The 19,469-nt window shown below is 40.3% G+C and carries 22 protein-coding genes; 1 reads left to right on the top strand and 21 read right to left on the bottom strand.

Translation table 11 applies throughout. The annotated features are described in order from the left end of the window. Positions 1–232: 232 nt before the first annotated feature. From MHI18_RS04595 to MHI18_RS04625, 7 genes are read right to left on the bottom strand one after another with little or no spacing between them, the layout of a single operon-like run. Positions 233–1,222 (bottom strand): biotin--[acetyl-CoA-carboxylase] ligase, encoded by a 990-nt coding sequence (locus MHI18_RS04595; protein ID WP_340846230.1) that lies wholly within the window; start codon positions 1,220–1,222, stop codon positions 233–235. Beyond that, positions 1,207–2,397, bottom strand: coding sequence for a CCA tRNA nucleotidyltransferase (locus tag MHI18_RS04600; protein WP_340846231.1), 1,191 nt, complete (start codon positions 2,395–2,397; stop codon positions 1,207–1,209). The genes MHI18_RS04595 and MHI18_RS04600 overlap by 16 nt, the downstream gene beginning before the upstream one ends. A 25-nt stretch (positions 2,398–2,422) precedes the next feature. Continuing rightward, entirely contained in the window at positions 2,423–3,550 is a 1,128-nt protein-coding gene (gene bshA, locus MHI18_RS04605; RefSeq protein WP_340846232.1) for an N-acetyl-alpha-D-glucosaminyl L-malate synthase BshA, read from the bottom strand. Between the two features lies 1 nt (position 3,551). Beyond that, positions 3,552–4,250, bottom strand: coding sequence for a bacillithiol biosynthesis deacetylase BshB1 (gene bshB1, locus MHI18_RS04610; protein WP_340846233.1), 699 nt, complete (start codon positions 4,248–4,250; stop codon positions 3,552–3,554). Beyond that, positions 4,237–4,662, bottom strand: a complete 426-nt coding sequence (gene mgsA, locus MHI18_RS04615) for a methylglyoxal synthase (RefSeq protein ID WP_340846234.1) — start codon at positions 4,660–4,662, stop codon at positions 4,237–4,239. Before mgsA ends, bshB1 begins: the two co-directional genes overlap by 14 nt. A gap of 11 nt (positions 4,663–4,673) precedes the next feature. Further along, a complete protein-coding gene (dapB, locus tag MHI18_RS04620; protein ID WP_340846235.1) occupies positions 4,674–5,474 on the bottom strand; it encodes a 4-hydroxy-tetrahydrodipicolinate reductase in 801 nt (266 codons plus the stop codon). Continuing rightward, complete coding sequence (locus MHI18_RS04625; protein ID WP_340846236.1) at positions 5,461–5,820, bottom strand: nucleotide pyrophosphohydrolase; 360 nt, start codon at positions 5,818–5,820, stop codon at positions 5,461–5,463. Before MHI18_RS04625 ends, dapB begins: the two co-directional genes overlap by 14 nt. Before the next feature lie 172 nt (positions 5,821–5,992). Here MHI18_RS04625 and MHI18_RS04630 point away from each other — a divergent pair, with 172 nt between their 5' ends. After that, positions 5,993–6,865 (top strand): YitT family protein, encoded by an 873-nt coding sequence (locus MHI18_RS04630; protein WP_340846237.1) that lies wholly within the window; start codon positions 5,993–5,995, stop codon positions 6,863–6,865. Between the two features lie 60 nt (positions 6,866–6,925). Here MHI18_RS04630 and MHI18_RS04635 read toward each other — a convergent pair whose 3' ends face one another. The 14 genes from MHI18_RS04635 to aroB all read right to left on the bottom strand — a co-directional run bounded on the left by MHI18_RS04635 (position 6,926) and on the right by aroB (position 19,468). Then, a complete protein-coding gene (locus MHI18_RS04635; RefSeq protein ID WP_340846238.1) occupies positions 6,926–7,606 on the bottom strand; it encodes a zinc metallopeptidase in 681 nt (226 codons plus the stop codon). A 53-nt stretch (positions 7,607–7,659) separates the two neighbouring features. Further along, positions 7,660–8,448 (bottom strand): sporulation protein YpjB, encoded by a 789-nt coding sequence (gene ypjB / locus MHI18_RS04640; protein ID WP_340846239.1) that lies wholly within the window; start codon positions 8,446–8,448, stop codon positions 7,660–7,662. 73 nt (positions 8,449–8,521) lie between these two features. Continuing rightward, positions 8,522–9,112: a DUF1405 domain-containing protein gene (locus tag MHI18_RS04645; protein ID WP_340846240.1), complete on the bottom strand. Its 591-nt coding sequence runs from the start codon at positions 9,110–9,112 to the stop codon at positions 8,522–8,524. Positions 9,113–9,235: 123 nt separating this feature from the next. Next, positions 9,236–10,003 carry a menaquinol-cytochrome c reductase cytochrome b/c subunit gene (locus MHI18_RS04650; RefSeq protein WP_340846241.1) on the bottom strand — a complete coding sequence of 256 codons (768 nt, stop codon included), beginning with the start codon at positions 10,001–10,003 and terminating at the stop codon, positions 9,236–9,238. Between the two features lie 44 nt (positions 10,004–10,047). Next, entirely contained in the window at positions 10,048–10,722 is a 675-nt protein-coding gene (gene qcrB / locus MHI18_RS04655; protein WP_040376274.1) for a menaquinol-cytochrome c reductase cytochrome b subunit, read from the bottom strand. Positions 10,723–10,736: 14 nt separating this feature from the next. Further along, the gene (locus MHI18_RS04660; protein ID WP_340846242.1) at positions 10,737–11,234 is read right to left on the bottom strand and encodes a ubiquinol-cytochrome c reductase iron-sulfur subunit; all 498 of its coding nucleotides are present in this window, start codon (positions 11,232–11,234) and stop codon (positions 10,737–10,739) included. Between the two features lie 112 nt (positions 11,235–11,346). Next, complete coding sequence (locus tag MHI18_RS04665; protein ID WP_340846243.1) at positions 11,347–11,832, bottom strand: DUF2487 family protein; 486 nt, start codon at positions 11,830–11,832, stop codon at positions 11,347–11,349. Between the two features lie 186 nt (positions 11,833–12,018). After that, a complete protein-coding gene (locus MHI18_RS04670) occupies positions 12,019–12,564 on the bottom strand; it encodes a ReoY family proteolytic degradation factor (protein WP_340847571.1) in 546 nt (181 codons plus the stop codon). Between the two features lie 48 nt (positions 12,565–12,612). Further along, on the bottom strand, positions 12,613–13,881 hold the full coding sequence (locus tag MHI18_RS04675) for a tetratricopeptide repeat protein (protein ID WP_340846244.1): 1,269 nt from the start codon (positions 13,879–13,881) through the stop codon (positions 12,613–12,615). A gap of 459 nt (positions 13,882–14,340) precedes the next feature. Continuing rightward, positions 14,341–15,627 (bottom strand): 3-phosphoshikimate 1-carboxyvinyltransferase, encoded by a 1,287-nt coding sequence (gene aroA / locus MHI18_RS04680; protein ID WP_340846245.1) that lies wholly within the window; start codon positions 15,625–15,627, stop codon positions 14,341–14,343. 28 nt (positions 15,628–15,655) lie between these two features. Further along, positions 15,656–16,759: a prephenate dehydrogenase gene (locus tag MHI18_RS04685; RefSeq protein WP_340846246.1), complete on the bottom strand. Its 1,104-nt coding sequence runs from the start codon at positions 16,757–16,759 to the stop codon at positions 15,656–15,658. A gap of 28 nt (positions 16,760–16,787) precedes the next feature. After that, complete coding sequence (gene hisC / locus MHI18_RS04690) at positions 16,788–17,891, bottom strand: histidinol-phosphate transaminase (protein WP_340846247.1); 1,104 nt, start codon at positions 17,889–17,891, stop codon at positions 16,788–16,790. A 101-nt stretch (positions 17,892–17,992) separates the two neighbouring features. Next, positions 17,993–18,364, bottom strand: a complete 372-nt coding sequence (aroH, locus tag MHI18_RS04695) for a chorismate mutase (RefSeq protein WP_340846248.1) — start codon at positions 18,362–18,364, stop codon at positions 17,993–17,995. A gap of 33 nt (positions 18,365–18,397) precedes the next feature. Then, positions 18,398–19,468, bottom strand: a complete 1,071-nt coding sequence (gene aroB / locus MHI18_RS04700) for a 3-dehydroquinate synthase (RefSeq protein ID WP_340846249.1) — start codon at positions 19,466–19,468, stop codon at positions 18,398–18,400. Position 19,469: the final 1 nt, after the last annotated feature.

The following is a 19,469-nucleotide window of genomic DNA, read 5'->3' on the forward strand; positions in this document are numbered from 1 at the left end:
AAAAGAGACCGACTCATATAGAACCCACCTCATTAGTTATTAAAAAACTAAACGAGAATAAGTTCGAACATGTAAGTCAGTCTCTTGTTTTTTTATAAATTGTTTCATCCCTCCGTCCCCGTCCAAATCATTGGATCAAGGCAGAAATTTTTTTTAGGTATTGGTTTTAGTCAGGTGCAGTTCTTCCGATACTGCCCATACGTAGTATAACAATTTTTTACGCAATATTCTATTATTTGTTAGGAGGAATTTCGATATCAGCCGAATAAATAGAATGGACTTTCCCCTGTTTGTCTTCAAGGAGTAGTACACCTGCATCAGTTATTCCTAGTGCTGTTCCAATCACTGTTTCATTCAGCATCGTTGCTTTAATTTCTTTACCGAGACTCATCGCATAACTCTCCCAGAGAGACTTAATCGGTGTAAAGCCTTCAATCAGATAGCGATCATATAATGTTTCAAAACACAAAAGCACTTCCGCAATTAGTTTAGCTCGTGAAACAAGTTGCCCCGATTCAATAAAAAGAGAGGTCGCAATATCTTCCAGTTCCTGCGGGAAATCAATGGCGGTTAAGTTCGCGTTAATCCCCATTCCGATTATCACAGAATGAATTTGATCTGATTCAGCCTGAAGCTCAGTCAAAATTCCAGTGATCTTTTTTCCATTTAGTAATAAATCATTCGGCCATTTAATTTCTGGCTGTAATGTAGTCACCCGTTCAATTGCTTGAGCAGCTGCTACTGCTGCAAGCAGTGTTAACTGAGGAGCTTCGTACAAGGGGATTTTCGGACGTAAGAGCAAACTCATCCAAACACCCGTATATTTTGGAGAGTGCCAGCTTCTTGAAAGTCTCCCTCTCCCTGTTGTCTGCTCTTCAGCCACCACTAATGTACCCTCAACGGCTCCACGATTGGCTAAAGAATGAGCAATCTTCTGGGTAGAATCTACACTTTCCTCGTAATGAATGACTCTTCCTAATCTCTTAGTCTCCAAAGCCATCTGGATTTCATTGGCGCTTACTTTTTCTGGGACCGATAGTAATCGATAGCCTTTACGCCGAACAGCTTCTAAGATATACCCATCATTCCTAAGATCCTCTATATGTTTCCAGACCGCCGTACGTGAACAACCTATAAAATCAGCCATTTCCTGACCGGAAACAAACTCTCCCTCTGCTCTTGAAAATGCCTCCATTACTTTGCTTCTTAAATCCGATTGCACTGCTCGAGCCACTCCTTTATTGCTGCTTTGTTATTATCAATCTCCCCGGATAGAACTGCTTTTAGAGCTGACTCCAATGCCTGCTTTATCCACGCACCTTGCTTTAGTGAAGACCATGCTAATAAATCCTTGCCGTTAACGTCCAATTCATTCATTGTTTTGATGACAAGCTTATCGTAGTTCATTTCAGCACGCTTCGCTGCTGCAGCAGGATCTCGTGCTTCGAGTACCGCTTGTACACGGGCTGCACTTTGAGCACCCGCACGACCAGCAGAAAAAAGAACGAATTCATCATCCCAGAACCCAGAATGATTTCTAATAAGATCACCGGTACGCTTAATGTCTTTCATTAACAGCACGGGCATTTTCCAGCTTCGGCAAAAGGCTTCTACATTGGGCGGTTGAATTGTCAATACCAGCACTGTCCATCGCTCATATAGATTAAGCTCCATATCCAATGAATTAAAAACCTTAAGTGCCTCTTCTTCATCTTGTAAGCCAGGCAGACTTTGATATAATCCAGTTTCAATTAAAAGGTGAATAGCGTCCTTTTGTTTTGGGCCATTTAGAATTTTCTCAAATTCAACTAGGAGCCGCTCTACTGAAACATTTTTAAGCAAGGATGCATTGTTCTTAATGGATGCAATCACTGATTCTTCAAGCCGGTAACCGAGTTGACTGACAAAACGAATGGCCCTGATCATTCTGAGTGCATCTTCCCCAAATCGTTCATCAGGATTTCCGACCGCTGTAATGACTCGATTCTGAATAGACGTCCTTCCATTAAACGGATCATATACGGTGCCATCCTTATCCATGGCCATTGCGTTCATCGTAAAGTCTCTTCGTTTTAAATCATCCTCTAAAGACCTGATAAACTGTACTTGGTCCGGACGTCGGTAATCACTGTATCCAGCCTCTGTTCGGAAGGTAGTAATCTCATAGGAATCTCCTCCAAAAAGCACAAGAACCGTTCCATGCTCAATACCGACATCAACTGTTTTTGGGAAGATTCCCTTTATTTCCTGAGGTGTAGCTGAGGAAGCAATATCAACGTCATTAATTTCCCTGCCAGCAAGAAAATCGCGGACTGAACCACCAACAAAAAAAGCCTCAAACCCGGCTTTTTCAATTTCAACTAGTAAAGGTGCAGCCTGTAAAAACGGACCATTCATGTCTGTACCTCGCTTTTTTCTTATTTCATTTGTCCAAAAGCCTTCTATAAATAGCTAAATACTCTTCCGTGATCGTTTCCGAACGGAACGAGGATTCCACCAGGCTCATTGCTGCCTCTGAAAAGGCATGGTGTTGTGCAGCATCTGTCAAAAGCTGAATCGATTTTTCTGCCACTTCATCAACATTGCCAAACTCGCAAATATAACCAGTTTCTCCGTCGATGATTACTTCGGGAATCCCGCCAATATTAGTGCCGATACAGGGAACACCACAAGCCATCGCTTCCAACAAAACAAGTCCAAAACTTTCTTTCTCTGAAAGAAGCAAGAGCAGGTCGCTTAATGAGTAGAGTTCCTCGAGTTTATCTTGTTTCCCTAAAAACAACACATGATCGTCAAGACCGAGTTTACTGACTAATTTACAGACTGGTGTCATTTCAGGGCCATCACCAACTAATAGTAATTTTGAAGGGACCGCTTCTTGGATTTTCGCGAAAGAAGCGACTACATCCTGTACTCTTTTTACACCTCTAAAATTGGATACATGTATAACTACTTTTTCGTGATCTAGTATTCCATACTCTTGGCGCAAATGGTTTGAGTCCGTCTTTTGATAGACTCGTTCATCAATAAAATTATAGACTGTTTCAATGGTTTTATCGGGATTTATGACTTCAATGGTTTGTTCAACCAGGGCATTTGAAACGGCTGTAACCGCATCAGATTTTTCAATCCCGAATTTTATTAAATCATTTAAGGAAGGATCATAGCCAAGAACGGTTATATCGGTTCCATGAAGCGTGGTGACGATTTTAACATCTGTACCAGCCATTTGTTTAGCCAAAATCGCACAGACGGCATGCGGTATCGCATAGTGAACATGCATGATATCCAGCTTTTCTCGTTTAATCACCTCAGCTATTTTACTGGCTAACGCTAAATCATATGGTGGATATTGAAAGACCGAATACGAGTTGACCTCTACTTGATGATAGTAAATATTATGGTACATTTTATTCAACCTAAAGGGCAGCCCGGAGGAAATAAAATGGATTTCATGTCCTTTTTCCGCTAGAAGTTTTCCTAGTTCTGTAGCGACTACACCAGATCCTCCTACGGTTGGATAACAAGTAATGCCTATTTTCATTGTCATATTACTCTCCTAGTAAATCATTAGATAGCAGAATCGGTTTTTTAGTCTTGAAGCCTTCTGCATATGGTACACCGACTTCTTTCCCAAATAAACGTTCTCTTGCCTCAACCGTCTCAATATATCCGTTCACCAGCGGTGTATCAACAGCCTCACCACTTCTTTCAAATTGGCTTTGATAGGCCCGCAGACTCTCTAGTTTCTTGTCTATAGAATCGGTTACGTCAATAACAAAGTCCGGTTTGTGAAAACCATTAATCATATAGAAATATACATTATCTGCTCTGTGAGCACCACCAGTCTCTTGTGCATACTTCTTCACACCTGCTGAAAAGACAGCTTCTTCAACGAGGTTCGCACAGTTCCCATGATCGGGGTGACGATCTTTATAATAGGGAGCAAAGACAATTGCAGGTTTATATTTTCTGATAACAGCCGTAATTTTTTGTAAATTTTCTTCGTTTATGTATAATCCACGGTCAGGGATATTAAGCGTTATACGTTCTACACCTAGTATAGTGGCTGCAGCAGCAGCTTCCTTCAGTCGTAAATCAACTGTTCCATTTGACGATAAATCCGCTTTTGTTAAATCACAAATGATTATTTTCTTTCCCAATTCAGCATATTTAGCCAGTGTACCGCCCATGCCTATTTCTACATCATCTGCATGTGCACCAAATGCCAGAATATCATACTTCGTCATTCTTGATTTCTCCTTTGTCTTCAATCAGCTCTCGCCACTCCATAAAGCCTTCACTTAATCCTTTTACCAGTACCTCTGCTGTTCCCATATTTGTTGCAAGCGGAACATTGTATACATCCGCTAGTCGAATTAATGCCGTGACGTCAGGCTCATGCGGCTGCGCAGTTAACGGATCACGGAAAAAGAGAACCATATCCATTTCATTCCGAGCAATTTTTGCTCCTATTTCCTGGTCACCGCCTAAAGGGCCGGAGTTAAAACGGAAAACGTCTAATTGAACTTCGGCAATCACTCGTTTACCCGTTGTTCCTGTTGCATATAAGTCATGCTGCGCAAAAACATCCCGATACGCTGTAACAAAACGAATGAGTTCGTCTTTCTTCTTGTCATGGGCAATTAACGCGATTTTCATACGTACATCTCCTATTCAATGATATTTTCAAGACCATAGACAAGCGTATCAATATTCATAACCGTTTCAACGGAAAGCTTAACGCCAGACATGAAGGATGCCCGGGTAAACGAATCATGGCGGATTGTCAGCAGCTGACCGTCTGCTCCAAACATAACTTGCTGATGAGCTACTAACCCCGGCAGGCGGACGCTATGGATATGCATACCATCTATGTTGGCTCCTCTTGCACCTTGAATTGTCTCTTTCTCGTTTGGGTGTCCTTGTTGTTTCGTATCTCTAACTTGCTTAATCATCTCTGCCGTTTTAACTCCCGTTCCTGATGGAGCATCCAGTTTACCGTCATGATGCATTTCTATCAGTTCAACATCCGGAAAATACTTAGCTGCCATTTGCGAAAATTTCATCATCAAGACTGCTCCAACCGCAAAGTTGGGAGCAATAATACAACCAATTCCCTTGTCTTTAGTCAAGCCTTCTAAATCTTCCAAGTCCTCAGCACTGAAACCCGTCGTGCCTACAACAGGGCGAATCCCATATGTCAGTGCTGTTTTTGTATGATACATGCCCACTTCAGGAGTCGTAAGATCAATCAACACATCACATTCTACTGAAGAAAAACATTGTTCAATATTCGAGTAAATGGGCGCACTAATTCCAGCAAACCCTGGAATGTTCTCTAAATTCCCACCATCATTCTTATGGTCAATGACTGCAGTCAGTTCAAATGATTCCGTTTCTTGAACTAAATGAACAGCTTCCTTGCCCATCCTGCCCCGGGGTCCTGCTACAATAATTTTAATTGTCTTCATCGGTAATGTCTCCTTCATCCTTAATTCTAGTCCATCTATCTTTATCTCGAGTAGTAAATTTGTGCATCACAGAATCATGCGTTTTTTCTAGGTCTATACCTAATGAATTAGCGAAGCATATTAATACAAACAACATATCGCCTAATTCTTCTGCGACCGTATTTTCATCCTCTGAGTCTTTTTTGGGTTTTTCCCCATGATAGTGGTTAACTTCCCTTGCAAGCTCACCCAGTTCCTCTGTCATTCTCGCAAGCATAGCGAGAGGCGAAAAATACCCTTCCTTAAATTGACTTATGTATTCATCTACTTCAGTTTGCAATTCTTGTACTGTCTTTCGTTTCTCCACTATATGCACCTGCCCTGACTTATACTTTGCTCTAATCATCTATATGTTAGCTAAAACCTCGTCGAAAGACAACCGTTACGCAAAAACGGCCAATATTGCCGAGGTCATTTTGTTCCTATATAATAGGAAAAGCGACAATATTCTACTTATCATATCTGGGGGCTAATTACATATGTTGAAAGGCATACGGTTTAAAAATGTATTCTTCATTCTTCTAGGGGCCGGTATCTTCGCCTTTGGTCTCGTTCATTTTAATATGCAAAATAATTTAGCAGAAGGAGGCTTCACCGGTCTTACTCTGATTATATATCAAAAAATCGGGATTAACCCTTCCTACACGAACCTTCTATTAAACGTACCTCTTTTTATTATTGGTCTAAAATACCTCGGACGTATTTCTTTTATCTATACGGTCATTGGCACAGTTGGACTTTCTGTCTGGTTATGGATATTCGAACGGTATCAATTCACCATCCAGCTTGGCGATGATTTGATGCTTGTTGCCCTATTTGCCGGAATCTTCGTCGGAGTTGGACTGGGAATCATCTTCCGTTACGGCGGAACCACTGGCGGTGTTGATATTATCGCTCGCCTAGCCCATCAGTTCCTTGGTCTTGGAATGGGACGAACCATGTTCTTATTCGATGCCTGTGTCATCGGACTCTCCATTATTACCTACCTCGGATATCGCGAAGCCATGTATACACTTGTAGCTGTTTTTATTGGTGCTCGAGTAATCGACTTTATGCAAGAAGGGGCTTATGCTGCAAGGGGCGCTATGATTATTAGTGACAAAAACACTGAAATTGCCGATAAAATTATGAAGGAAATGGATCGTGGGGTTACCGTATTAAGGGGATACGGTTCCTTTACAAAAACAGACCGTGAAGTCCTTTATTGTGTTGTCGGGAAAAATGAAATTGTCCGACTGCGTAACGTGATCACCTCCGTAGATCCACATGCTTTTGTCACGATGAGTGAAGTGCATGACGTCTTAGGTGAAGGCTTTACGCACGATGAAAATAAAAACCCTATTCAGCGCTAAATGCATAAACAAAAAAGGAAGACCTAAAGCCCCTTTGGCTCTAAGTCTTCCTTTTTTTGATCAATCATCACTTCTTGACATACCCGTATACATGAGTACAAGTCGGACCAATTCAAGGACAGCAACAAGGGCTGCGGCTACGTAAGTAAGGGCTGCGGCATTTAATACTTTCTTCGCATCCCGCTCTTCATCATTCCTGATAATTCCAAGTGAGACAACCTGATTCATCGCTCGCGATGAAGCATTGAATTCCACTGGCAGGGTAACGAGTTGAAAGACTACTGCAGCTGCCATAAAGACAATCCCCAGTAATAACAGATTGGGAATGGAAGCAATGATTCCAATCATAATTAATATCCAAGAAGCATTTGATCCTAAATTAGCAACTGGAACTAACGCATGACGTACACGAAGAAATGAATAATTCTGTTGATCCTGTATGGCGTGCCCTACTTCATGAGCAGCCACGGCAACACCCGCAAGAGAATGACCATGATAGTTACTAGTAGAGAGTCGAACCGTTTTCGTACGCGGATCGTAGTGATCACTTAAATGACCCCGAACTTCCTCAACAGAAACATTATATAGACCATTATCATCTAAAATTCTACGAGCAGCCTGCGCTCCAGACATTCCAGTAGATGATGCCACCTTCGAATATTTGTTAAAGGTTCTTTTTACTTTCCCCTGTGCAAATAAGGGGATTAAAATAATGATCGCAAAATAAATGATAAACGCCATTGTACCCTCCTATTATGTGGTTATCTTCATTGTATGTATTGCAGCGAGGGGTGTCAATCATCTTGTTCTTTTCGGGTTTTTCCAAACCGGGTACCCGTATACTTTCTCCAACCCACATAAGATAATGTACTAATGATAATACTCCCTGTGGTAATAATCACCCACCATAGTGATGGATCCGCATCGTCTTCTTCTGTCTGATCAAAGATCGTCTTAAAATCCTGTTCCAATACTTCCAATTCCTTTAGGCTTGTTTTATCCGTAAACAAGACTGGCTGAAACGTAGTGATATAGTTCATCCTAGCATCCAGCTCTTGGAAAGTCTCCGGTGCTAGATCCATTTTCAAACTAGGATAAAGCATGTCATAAAGTGCTGTTAACTGATTAATTTGCATCTGAAATTGATCAGAATCATCGTGAACAAGCGCAGACTTTGATTCAGCAAAGGTAGTCATAACCTGTTCTTCTAGGGCCGTCCACAAAGGATCATGATTTTTCTCAACTGCATCCATTGCAAGCCTCAACTTAGTAACAGCTCGGACCTTTTCTGCATCAGGCATGTCCTTATTCGTAACAGCCTGGACCGCATCGTCATACGCGACTGTAATGATTCGTAATTCATCCATTCCAAATAGCTGTTCACGGGCATTTGTCGCCAAGAATTGTTTTGAGAAAAATTGCAGCATACCCTTAGATTCTTCAAATCGATACTGTTTAGCAAACTCTAACGCCTTATCAGAAATGGTGTCCAGTTTTTCAAGACTTGAAGAGGATGCGGCGAAGACATTCGAAATAGAAGTAACCCAGAAGACGATCACTAACAGCAGGATTTTTTTTCTCATACCACTTGTCCCTCCCCATACATCTATTAAACAATATGTACTAGGGAGGCCAAGTAGACCAAAACCTATAAATTTAGAGCTTTAATGTAAACCGATTTTTTCTTACTCCTAGATAATAGCAAATAAAAATGGAGACGATACTCAGCCAAAATGTAAAATAACCGATTTCATTCATATAGACAGCAAGGTCACTATATGTGGGCATCATCTTAAACACATAATCAATGATGTCATTATGAAGTGTCCAAATGGCTGCAATAGCAAACTGCCAAGGTTTAATACGATAAAAAGGGGCGTATAGCAAACCCTGTACTGCCATGGCAAAATGAGAGGCCATCAGCATATATCCGACTCCGCCTAAGCTGCCAGTTGTCACTAACACCAATAAATTCATGACAACCGCCCATATCCCATATTTAAATAAAGTCATAATAGCCAGTGCTTCAACCAACCCCCAGCTTTTTCCGAGTAAAAAGGCAGCCAGCACGAACACAAAGAACAAGGTGGCAGTCGGACTATCTGGAACAAACGGTAAGAAAACTGCTGGAGTGTTAGACAGTTGATGTTCATACCAGTAATATCCGTATATGGTGCCAAATAAATTCACAAAAAATAATAAACGTAAAAAACTCCGGTTCCCAAGGTACCCATAAAGCATTTGCATACTATTCCCTCTTTCAACAAAATAAGACTCCCATTTATTCTATCTTGATTACCCAAATTAACCAACATTTAGATACAAAAAAAACTGACGGAGTAATCCGCCAGTTTTTTCAAAGCACCTGCATTATTCTGTTTTTGCATTAGAAACAAATTCAGCAAGTACTTTAAGCTCTTCATCCGTCCCTTTGAAAATGCCGGCTGGCATTGTGCCTTTACCTTTCACGGCAATTTCAGCGACTTCCTCAGGAGTTAGACCAGTATCGACAAGTGATGGTGCAGCGGGCCCGCCTGTCAGCTCAGCACCATGACAAGAAATACATGTGTTGGCTTCAAAAGACTTGTAGCCTTCACTTTCCTTATCAATATCTGCGCCTTCAACAATTGCCCCTTGCTTTTTAGAAGCTTCCCAGTCATGATGGGCAGCGGATTCCCATGTTAGATAGAAAACTGCTGCAATCCCAAGAAGCATAAATCCTGTCGCAAGCGGACGTTTAGTCGGTTTGCGTTCAGGACCTCTATCAAGAAATGGCGCTAAGAACAACGCACCAAACGCAAGACCAGGAACAATCATTGCTCCAACGATATTATAAGGACCTGATGCATACGTATACTTTAACAATTGGTATAAGAATAAGAAATACCAATCTGGAAGCGGTACATATGCAGTATCAGTCGGGTCAGCAATACGCTCCAATGGAGACGGATGCGCGGCTGTTAAGCATAGAAAACCTACAAGAAAAACTGCTCCAACTATCCATTCCTTCAACAGGAAATTCGGCCAAAACGCTTCCGTTTTACCAGGATATTCCGAATAATCTTTTGGTATATTCGGCTTACGATCCGTAGAAATACGTGAGTCCCCTACGAATTTCATACCTTTTCCACGATGCATAGAATAATCCCCCTCCTTTATGCAAAGGTGTTAACCTCAATTTTTTACAACGGTCCAGAAATACCTTGTTTACGAATCATTAAGAAGTGAGCCGCGATTAATCCAAGCAATGCAGCCGGTAAGAAGAAGACGTGAACAGCAAAGAAGCGTGTTAACGTTTGTGCTCCGACAATCGTTGGATCTCCGGCAACCAGCGTTTTAAGGGCTGGTCCAATCAATGGTACTGATTCCATAATAGTAAGCGTCACCTTCGTTGCAAACAATGCTTTCATGTCCCATGGTAATAAATAGCCTGTTAAACCTAAAGCAAGCATGATGAAGAAAATTAATACTCCAACCATCCAGTTAAGTTCACGAGGTTTTTTATAAGCACCTTGGAAGAATACCCGAAGAGTATGTAAAAACATCATGACGATTACAAGACTTGCACCCCAGTGATGCATTCCGCGGACAATTTGTCCAAATGCCACTTCATTTTGTAAATAGTACACAGATTCCCATGCATTTACAATATCTGGTACATAATACATTGTTAAGAACATACCAGAAAGAATTTGAATAACCGTGATGAAAAATGTTAATCCGCCAAAACAATAAACGAATGCAGAAAAATGATGCGCTGGATTAACATGTTCCGGAACCTCATGGTCAGCAATATCTCGCCACAATGGCGTAATGTCTAAACGTTCGTCAACCCAATCATAAATCTTGTTTATCACGTATTACGCCCCCCTTATTGTGGAATTAACTGACCTAAGTATAGAATTCCGTCTTTTTCCTTTGTTGCATACATATCCAGTGGTGCAATCGGCGGTGTACCTTTTACATTGACACCATCTTTAGTGTACCTGCCATAATGACACGGACAGAAAAATTGATTAGGATTCTCTTTATCCGTATTCCAGGCAACTGTACAGCCTAAATGTTTACAAATCGGCGATAAGGCAACAATCTTCCCATCATCTGTTTTGTAAACCCAAGCCGTATTCGTTTGCGAGGTTTCGTACCAACCATCCTTTTGGTCGAATGAATAATCGACACGGACAGGTTCTCCCGATAATTCTGAAACTTTCATCTTCGTTGCCACAAAATCTCCTGAAGCTTCTGCTTTTAACACAGGGTCGATAGCAAATCTGACCATCGGCATTATTGCACCTGCTGCCATAAATCCACCAACACCAGTAAGTGTGTAATTAAGGAACTGACGTCTTGTAACATTTTGTTTGCTCATGCTTTCTCCCCCCCTCTATCACTGAACTCAGCCCAACGGACCATTCAATAACAACACTATAAAACTAGGACATTACAATGATATATCATTCCTTGGTCAAGGTCAATATTTGTTAAAATTTTATGACAGTATTATTTTGCCTATTTTTTAGCTCATTATTCCAAATTTCCTTGAAGGATTCGCCAATTTCTTGTGCTTTTTCCTTTGCCAGCTCTCTGATTTCTCCAACTTCTGTTTCAGGATCAATTAATGGAACGAAAAACAACTCTGCTTCCAATTCATGTTCTGAACTCCAATCCTCATCAGAACTAAGAAGGAAAATATGCTTGAATCCATTCTTCGCTAAAACAGCTGTTATTGGTTTAATCAACTCAAGTTTATTTCCTGAATCCTTTAGGTACACGAGCTGCGGAACGATGAGGATTCTTCCTTTAAATTGCTTTTCAAGCTCATAGTTTAATCCAATCATAAATTCATTCATTACCGCCGATTGCTCCATCTCTTCACTAAATGAAAGTGGAACAGCCGTGAGCAGAGCACTGTCAACATATTCCTTTGCCTGCTTGTACATGCTGATATCTTTTGGAACCCATTTCATACACTCACTCCTTAAAATCCCATTTCTAACTATTTTACTATATCTTTTACCATTTTCTCTAGTTTTAGTAACACTTTTTACAAAACCAATGGAAACACTTTGATCGTATCACACTGTAGAGAAATGAATACTGAATAAAAAAATAAACTTCTCCAGATTATGGAGAAGCTTTATACATGCTTTATTTTATATACGTGTAAGACTTTTCAGTTGACCTGTTAAGGTATGAAAGGCCTCTTCATCATGCTGATCTAAAGCCGCGTCTATTTCTTGAAGGATTCGCTCACGCTGGAAAGAAACCATCGTGTTTTCAAGAAATTTTTCGGCCAGCATTTTATCTTTTTCATTCGCTTCCGAGCTTTTAGGCCGAAACGGATTATCCTCAAGTACGGCTGCGTATTGATAAGAAGAGTATGCAGATTTAAAATTCAACTGGATGTAAATATCTTCATCTCGATTAAGGCGGATATCGTGAAAGGATTTCTCAGCATCTGTTGTCATAATATTGGATTTGTAGAATCGAAAAGGTGCTTCCTCCACACAATGGGTAGACATAATTAAACCACGTGGACAATACTGGGCATGCTCAACAAAATGTACTTTTTTCATTAACTGGTCGTGGCTCATGAGGTAATTCAAAATCCAAACACATTCCCTGCGCTTCAATTGATAATGATTTAAAAACCAGCGGATAAAATCTTTCTTTTCATTCACAGATACAGGGGTAGCCACCATAATTTCCCTCCTCTGCCCATTTTTGATCTAGTTTTGGCTATCCAACTAGTGTTCCGGTGTTTCTTCTAGACGCTCCAGAACTAAGGCATATTCATCATTGGCTGGATCCATTTTTTGCAGCCTACTAAATATTTCTCTAGAGGTATGCCTGTCTCCTTCTTCAATTAAAAAGAAACCATAATCTTCAAGAAAATCTTGGTTGTTATTAAAAGAATTATATGCTGTATGGTAGCTGTTTAATGCCTCTTTATATTGCTCTAAATTTTGCTGACTGACCGCAGACAACCAATCAAATTGCGGATCATCTTCTCCGTATGATCGTATGCTTTCAATGGTTTCAAGGACATCTTCGTGTTTTTCAGCTTGACTTAGCAGTTTCAATAAAGTTAACGCAGCCTCTAGATAACCTGGATCAATGGCGAGTGCTTCTCGAAACAGTGTTTCCGCTTCTTCTGCTTTTCCTTTTTTAATTGAAATTTTTCCTGCGAATAAATAAAGTTCTTTATTAAATTGATCGGCACGAATTCCATCTTTAGCTGTTTCAAGAGACTTGTCCAGCTCTTCAAGTTGCTCGTACGATCTTGCCAGCGGCAGATAGAGGGAATGATATTCAGGGTCAAGTTCTTTTAGCTCAATGAACTTATTAATGGCTGTTTCAAAGAAACCTGCCTGATAAGCTGTAAGTGCATATTCAAACAGAGTATTAATTTCTAATTTTTCTCCTATAGCTGTTTCGTAATAAGGCATCGCTTCTTCAAAGCGTCCCGTACTGCTTAATGCTTCTGCAACTCTCTGATTAATATTAACTCCGCCAATTTCTGTTTCATGAGGAAGGACCAAATTATAACTTTCGATTGCTTTCTGGTCCTTCCCTTGTTGGAAGTATAATTCACCAAGCGCAAAATCAATCAAAACTTCATCTGGAAGCAGATCTTTCGCCATTAATAATTTTCTTTCGCTTACTTCTTCCATTCCTTGGAGCTGATACAAATCAGCCTCCAACAACAACGCACTCGGATAAACTTCATCCTTCGGATCAATTTTCTCTAAGAGAAGCATTGCTTCATCTTCTTGATCCATGTCAACAAGGATTTCTGCCAAAGAGACAATCAACTCTCCCTCACCAGGGTACATTGCAATTAAATGCTCAAATAAGTCCTTTGCTTCTTCCATAAAACCCAATTGAAACATTTCTTCAGCTAAAATCAATAGATCTTCCGCCGACTCAGAGGCCTTAATCCGGTTTATCAGGATTTTCGCTTGTTCAAATTCACCTTTTCTCAAAAGGTCTATGGCTTTTTCTACAGTATTCATTCGGGTAATTCCTTCCTTGCAATCAATTGACTATCAGTCAAAAACTTTTATAAAGTCTAATCTACGTATTTCTTTAATTAGTAACTATCACTATGTGGATAGTGACCACAATTTTATCATAATTCTTCCTATCAATGCTATTTAAGCAGCTTAATTATTCATCACATCTGCATCCACTTGTTTTAATCATATTCTTTCATCCTATAAGACGGTGCAGTTCCCCGGGTTTACTGGGAACTAACTTGTTAGTAAGATACAAGATTTTTATTCACCCTCATGAATACAGCAGATTAAGCCTACCTGCCATGAACCGTGATTATGCACCTATTTCCCTTACCCAGCAGATCCCCTCCTCCCCTAACCTTGTTATAACATATGGATAAAAGAAGAAAATAAGAATCGTTTTATAAAATTGCAGAACATACTTTTAAAACAAAAAACCCTCATAAGAGGGCTATGTTACTGAATTAATGTATGTAAATCTTCAAAAAATGTTGGATAGGACACCTGAATCGCTTCCGGGTCTTCTAAAATCAATTCGTCTTTAGCAAGCAATCCAGCTACGGCAAGCATCATTCCTATACGATGGTCTCCATGACTAGATACCTGACCGCCAGAAAGAGAACTTCCACCTTTAATAATCAAACCATCATCTGTAGGGGTAATATCCGCACCAATACTCGACAATTCATCTGCTACCGTATCTATCCGATTTGTTTCTTTTACTTTAAGTTCAGAAGCGTCCTTAATGATTGTAGTTCCATCTGCTTTGACGGCCAACAAGGCAATCACAGGGAGTTCATCAATCAATCGTGGTATTAGGTCGCCTTCAATAACGGTCGCTTTTAGTCTTGATGACCTGACGGTAATATCTCCATATGGTTCGCCATCATGATGAGTCATTTCAACCTGAATGTCCGCACCCATGTTTTTCATAACATCAATAATACCGGTTCGTGTCGGATTTAAGCCGACATTTTTTAAGACGACTTCACTATTTTCAGTTATAGCCGCAGCCACCATAAAGAAGGCAGCTGAAGAGATATCACCTGGAACATAGATCGATGTTCCTTTAAAGTGCTGATTTCCTTCGACGCTGATTTCATTTCCTTCTCTTAAAACTGTACCGCCAAATTCCACAATCATCCTCTCGGTATGATCCCTTGTTCTTTCAGGTTCGACTACGACTGTTCTTCCTTCAGCTTGCAGTCCTGCTAACAGAATAGCTGATTTGACCTGAGCACTAGCGACAGGCAGTTCATAACGGATTCCCTGCATAGTACTTCCAGTCACAGAAAGCGGGGTTAGTTCTCCGTTATGGCGGCCCTCAATCCTTGCCCCCATTTCTCTCAGCGGATTAACTACTCTCGTCATCGGTCGTTTAGCAATTGACTCATCGCCCATTAATACTGTATGAAATGGACGTCCAGAAAGAATCCCCATCATTAAACGAATGGTGGTACCTGAATTTCCAACATCCAGTACGCCTTCCGGTTCTTTAAGCCCATCTAGACCTTGACCTTCAATGTATACACTTGTTCCTTTTTGTTCAATGCTGACACCAAGATTCTTAAAACACGCAATTGTGCTCAAACAATCTGCACCGGGCAGAAAATTTTCGACCTTAGTGGTTCCTTCAGCAATCGACCCAAACATAATCGACCGATGTGAAATGGATTTATCTCCAGGTACAGAAACCATTCCACGTATAGATGCAACATTCGTCTTTAACACACGAGTATTCATGGAAGCCTCCTCCGCAGCAGTTTTTAACCTACGCTAATATAGTTTCGTAACTTGTATACTTCGCTATGCAATCTGCGGCTTTTTGACGGTCAGTTTCTGTTTGAAAACTGACGATCAAGACACCATAGATTTCTTCTCTAGTTTCAAGTATACGAATATTTGTTAAACTAATCGACTCTTTCGCCAAATATCCCGTAATTTCAGAAACGATACCTGGATAATCTGGGATATCAATATATAAGTCATAAAAAGCCGGAATGGCTCCTTTTCCGCCCGATGGAAGTTCATCACGGAAATCTTTAGCTTCTGAAAAAAAGCGAAGGATTTCATCGCTGTTCTCGCTCTTAATATGATGTTTAATGGCTTCCATTTCAACCTGCCATTCATTCATCAATTTAAGCAGCACATCTTTATTATTGATTAATATATCATGCCACATAACGGGATTACTTGACGCGATACGCGTAATATCTCTAAACCCGCCTGCAGCCAGCCTCGTGATCAAAGGATTATCACGGCTGTAATTCTCGGCCTGTTTAACAAGGCCGGCTGCAATAATGTGTGGAAAGTGGCTGACCACACCTGTAAGCAAATCATGTGTATTTGGATTAACTGTTAAAAAATTCGCCTTCGTTCCACTCAGCCACTCTTTTAATAACACTAATTGATCATCTTGTATGTTTTCAGGCGGTACTAATAAATAAAAGGCATTCTCGAATAAATGAAGTTTTGCCGCTCCTGCTCCGCTTTTATGAGATCCAGCCATAGGATGACCTCCGATAAAGGTAATCCCTTTATCGATCAGACTTTTTGCAGCAAGATGGATGGTCCCTTTCGTACTGCCCGCATCCGTGATAATAACATCTTGTTTTAGCGGCATGTCAGCCAAACGCTTAAGGATTTTCTCCGTTTCGACAACTGGGATTGCCAAGAGAATCAAATCAGCAGCTTTGACTCCCTCTTCAATCGAATCAACCGAGTCATCAATAATCCCAAGCAATTTTGCCAAGTTCACATTATTTTCATCTGTATCGAAGCCGGTAATGACAGCGGTTCGATGTTTATCTTTGATGGCCATGGCTAGGGATCCGCCGATTAAACCAAGGCCAATTACGAATACATTTCTGCCCATTCCATTCCCGCCTTCCATACCAGCTCACTTATTTTTCTAGGTTTTTTTGAAGAGCTAAAAACTCCTTAATAACGGCAATGATTTCCGCATTCTGTTCCTTGGAACCTACTGTTATACGCAGGCTGGTCGGAAAACCGAGGCCTTTTCCAGAACGTGTAATATATCCATGTTCAAGTAAATATTGAAAAATCTCATCTGAATCAATTTCAAAATCAATTAAAATAAAATTAGCCTGTGATGGATAATAAGATAGATTCTCTTCTTGACAGAACGCATAATATTGCTCGAGTCCTTGACGGTTTTCATCTCGGCAGCGCTCAATAAATGCCTGATCCTGAAGTGCAATTTTGGCTGCCATTTGACCAATTGTATTAGCATTAAACGGTTCGCGCGCAGGATCTAGTTTTTGAATAATGTCTTCATCTGCTATTCCATAACCAACTCGAAGACTAGCAAGACCATATGCCTTCGAAAAAGTCCGCAAAACAATAATGTTTTTATAGGTTTCAATCCATTTCTCTGTTTTCGGATAGTCCTCTGCGACTACATACTCACTATAGGCTTCATCCAACACCACAAGTACGTCTTCAGGTACTTGATTAAGAAATTGACGAAGTGATGCCTCATCGATGTAAACACCCGTTGGATTATTTGGCGTACATACCCAAACAACAGCTGTATGTTCATCAATCGCGGCAAGCATTCCATCAAGATTATGTGCCCCTTCAATTAACGGAATTTCTCTTACCTCCGCACCTTCAAGGATCGCATTATGACGGTATTGAGAAAAAGAAGGAGTAGCCATAACTGTATTCTTTGAAGAATCTAAAAGACTGCGAGAAATAATTTGGATATTCTCATCGGAACCATTACCAAAAATTAATTGTTTTCCATTTACTCCGACATGTTCAGCAACTGCTTCTCTGAGTAAAGTAGCATAGCCGTCTGGATAGATAGCAAACGAATCTGCATAAGCAGAAATCGCTTTTTTTACTTCCGCTGAACATCCGAATGGGTTTTCATTCGATGCAAGCTTCGTTATTTTTTCTAAACCATATTGCCTTTTCACTGCTTCAATTGATTTACCAGGTTGATAGGGTGTTAAAGATAACACCGCTTTATTCCATTTCAATCTTCTCACCTCATCTTAAGATTTTAAATTCATCGCTTTAAAGTGACAGAGTATATAGTTAGTATATCATACTCCGCACTTCGTTATAGGCAGATCGCTCATTATTGACTTTCTGTGAAAAGGTCTGGACGAAGCACTGTCGCACCTTCTTGATAAACATGTTGAATCTGAGTCTGCTCTTTATCCGTATTTAAATGAAGCATAATCCGAATACATAAAGGCAGCGAATTTACGATTGGGATTTCTTGCATACAAACAACAGGGACATATGTCCATCCATCAATTTTTCGGAGCGCTTTTGCTGGAAAAGCAGACCGCAAATCCTCCGTCATCGAAATAAATATTGACGCAACTTTTTCAGCCTCAATCGAATTCAGTTCAATCATTTCCCTTAATAATCGTTCAACAGCTGTCATGATCTCTATATCTGTATCAACTTGTACCGTCGTCGCTCCTCTTACGCCTCTTATCATGCTTCTGCCTCCCATTGCAGGGTTAAAAGTAACCTACTGCCTCTTTAGCTCTTCCATTACTGTTCGATCATCCACTTCAGTTAAATAAGGATTTCCAAGTTTAGCGAGAAGTACAAAAGTAATTTGTTCGCTAATTGTCTTCTTATCTTTTTTCATATTGCTGAGTAGTGTTTGCTTTTGCAGTGTTTCAGGAATAGTGGTTTGGTAGCCGAGTGATTGCACCCATTGAATAAATTCGTCTAGATTAAACGGAAAGTCTTGTTTTTTCAAACTTAAATTCAAAGCAAAAATAGTCCCGATTAATACGGATTCGCCATGAGTAAAGTTTCCGTAACCCATAGCTGCTTCAATGGAATGTCCTAATGTGTGGCCAAAATTCAAATAAGCTCGTACACCCTCTTCTCTTTCATCTGCTGCCACAATTGCAGCCTTAACTTCTATTCCTCTTTTGACGATGGTTAGAAACTGTTCATTTGTTATTGAATTTAAATTCGTGATGTTGGTAATTAACCAGTGATAAAAATCTGAATCATCAATTAAAGCATGCTTGATTACTTCAGCAAAACCTGAACGTAACTCTTTTTCCGGAAGGGTTTTAAGGAAATCTAAGTCATAGAACACGGCCTCAGGCTGATAGAATACACCAATCATGTTCTTCCCTTCCGGATGATTAATGGCCACTTTTCCGCCAACAGCACTATCATGTGCAAGTAAAGTAGTAGGTAGTTGAATAAATGGAATACCTCTCATAAAAGTTGAAGCCACAAATCCTGCTAAATCGCCAACAGCTCCGCCTCCTAAGGCAAGAACCAATGACTTTCTATTAAGATTATGAGCTAAAGCAAAGCTTTGACATTGATAAAACACTTCAAATGTCTTTGCATGCTCACCTTCAGGTACGATACATACTTCAACAGGCTTGCCAGTTTTCTCTACCAGTTCTTTTACTCTATGTAAATGAATGCCTGCAACCTTTTCATCTGTAATAAGTAAAATACGGCTTATATGACGATAGCGCCCAATAAATTCCGGCAGTGCTTCAATTGCGCCTTGTCCCACATAGACAGGGTAGCTTTTCGATGTGTTAATATCGATTATTTCCATT

The organism is Peribacillus sp. FSL H8-0477 (genome assembly GCF_038002765.1).
GTDB lineage: Bacteria > Bacillota > Bacilli > Bacillales > DSM-1321 > Peribacillus.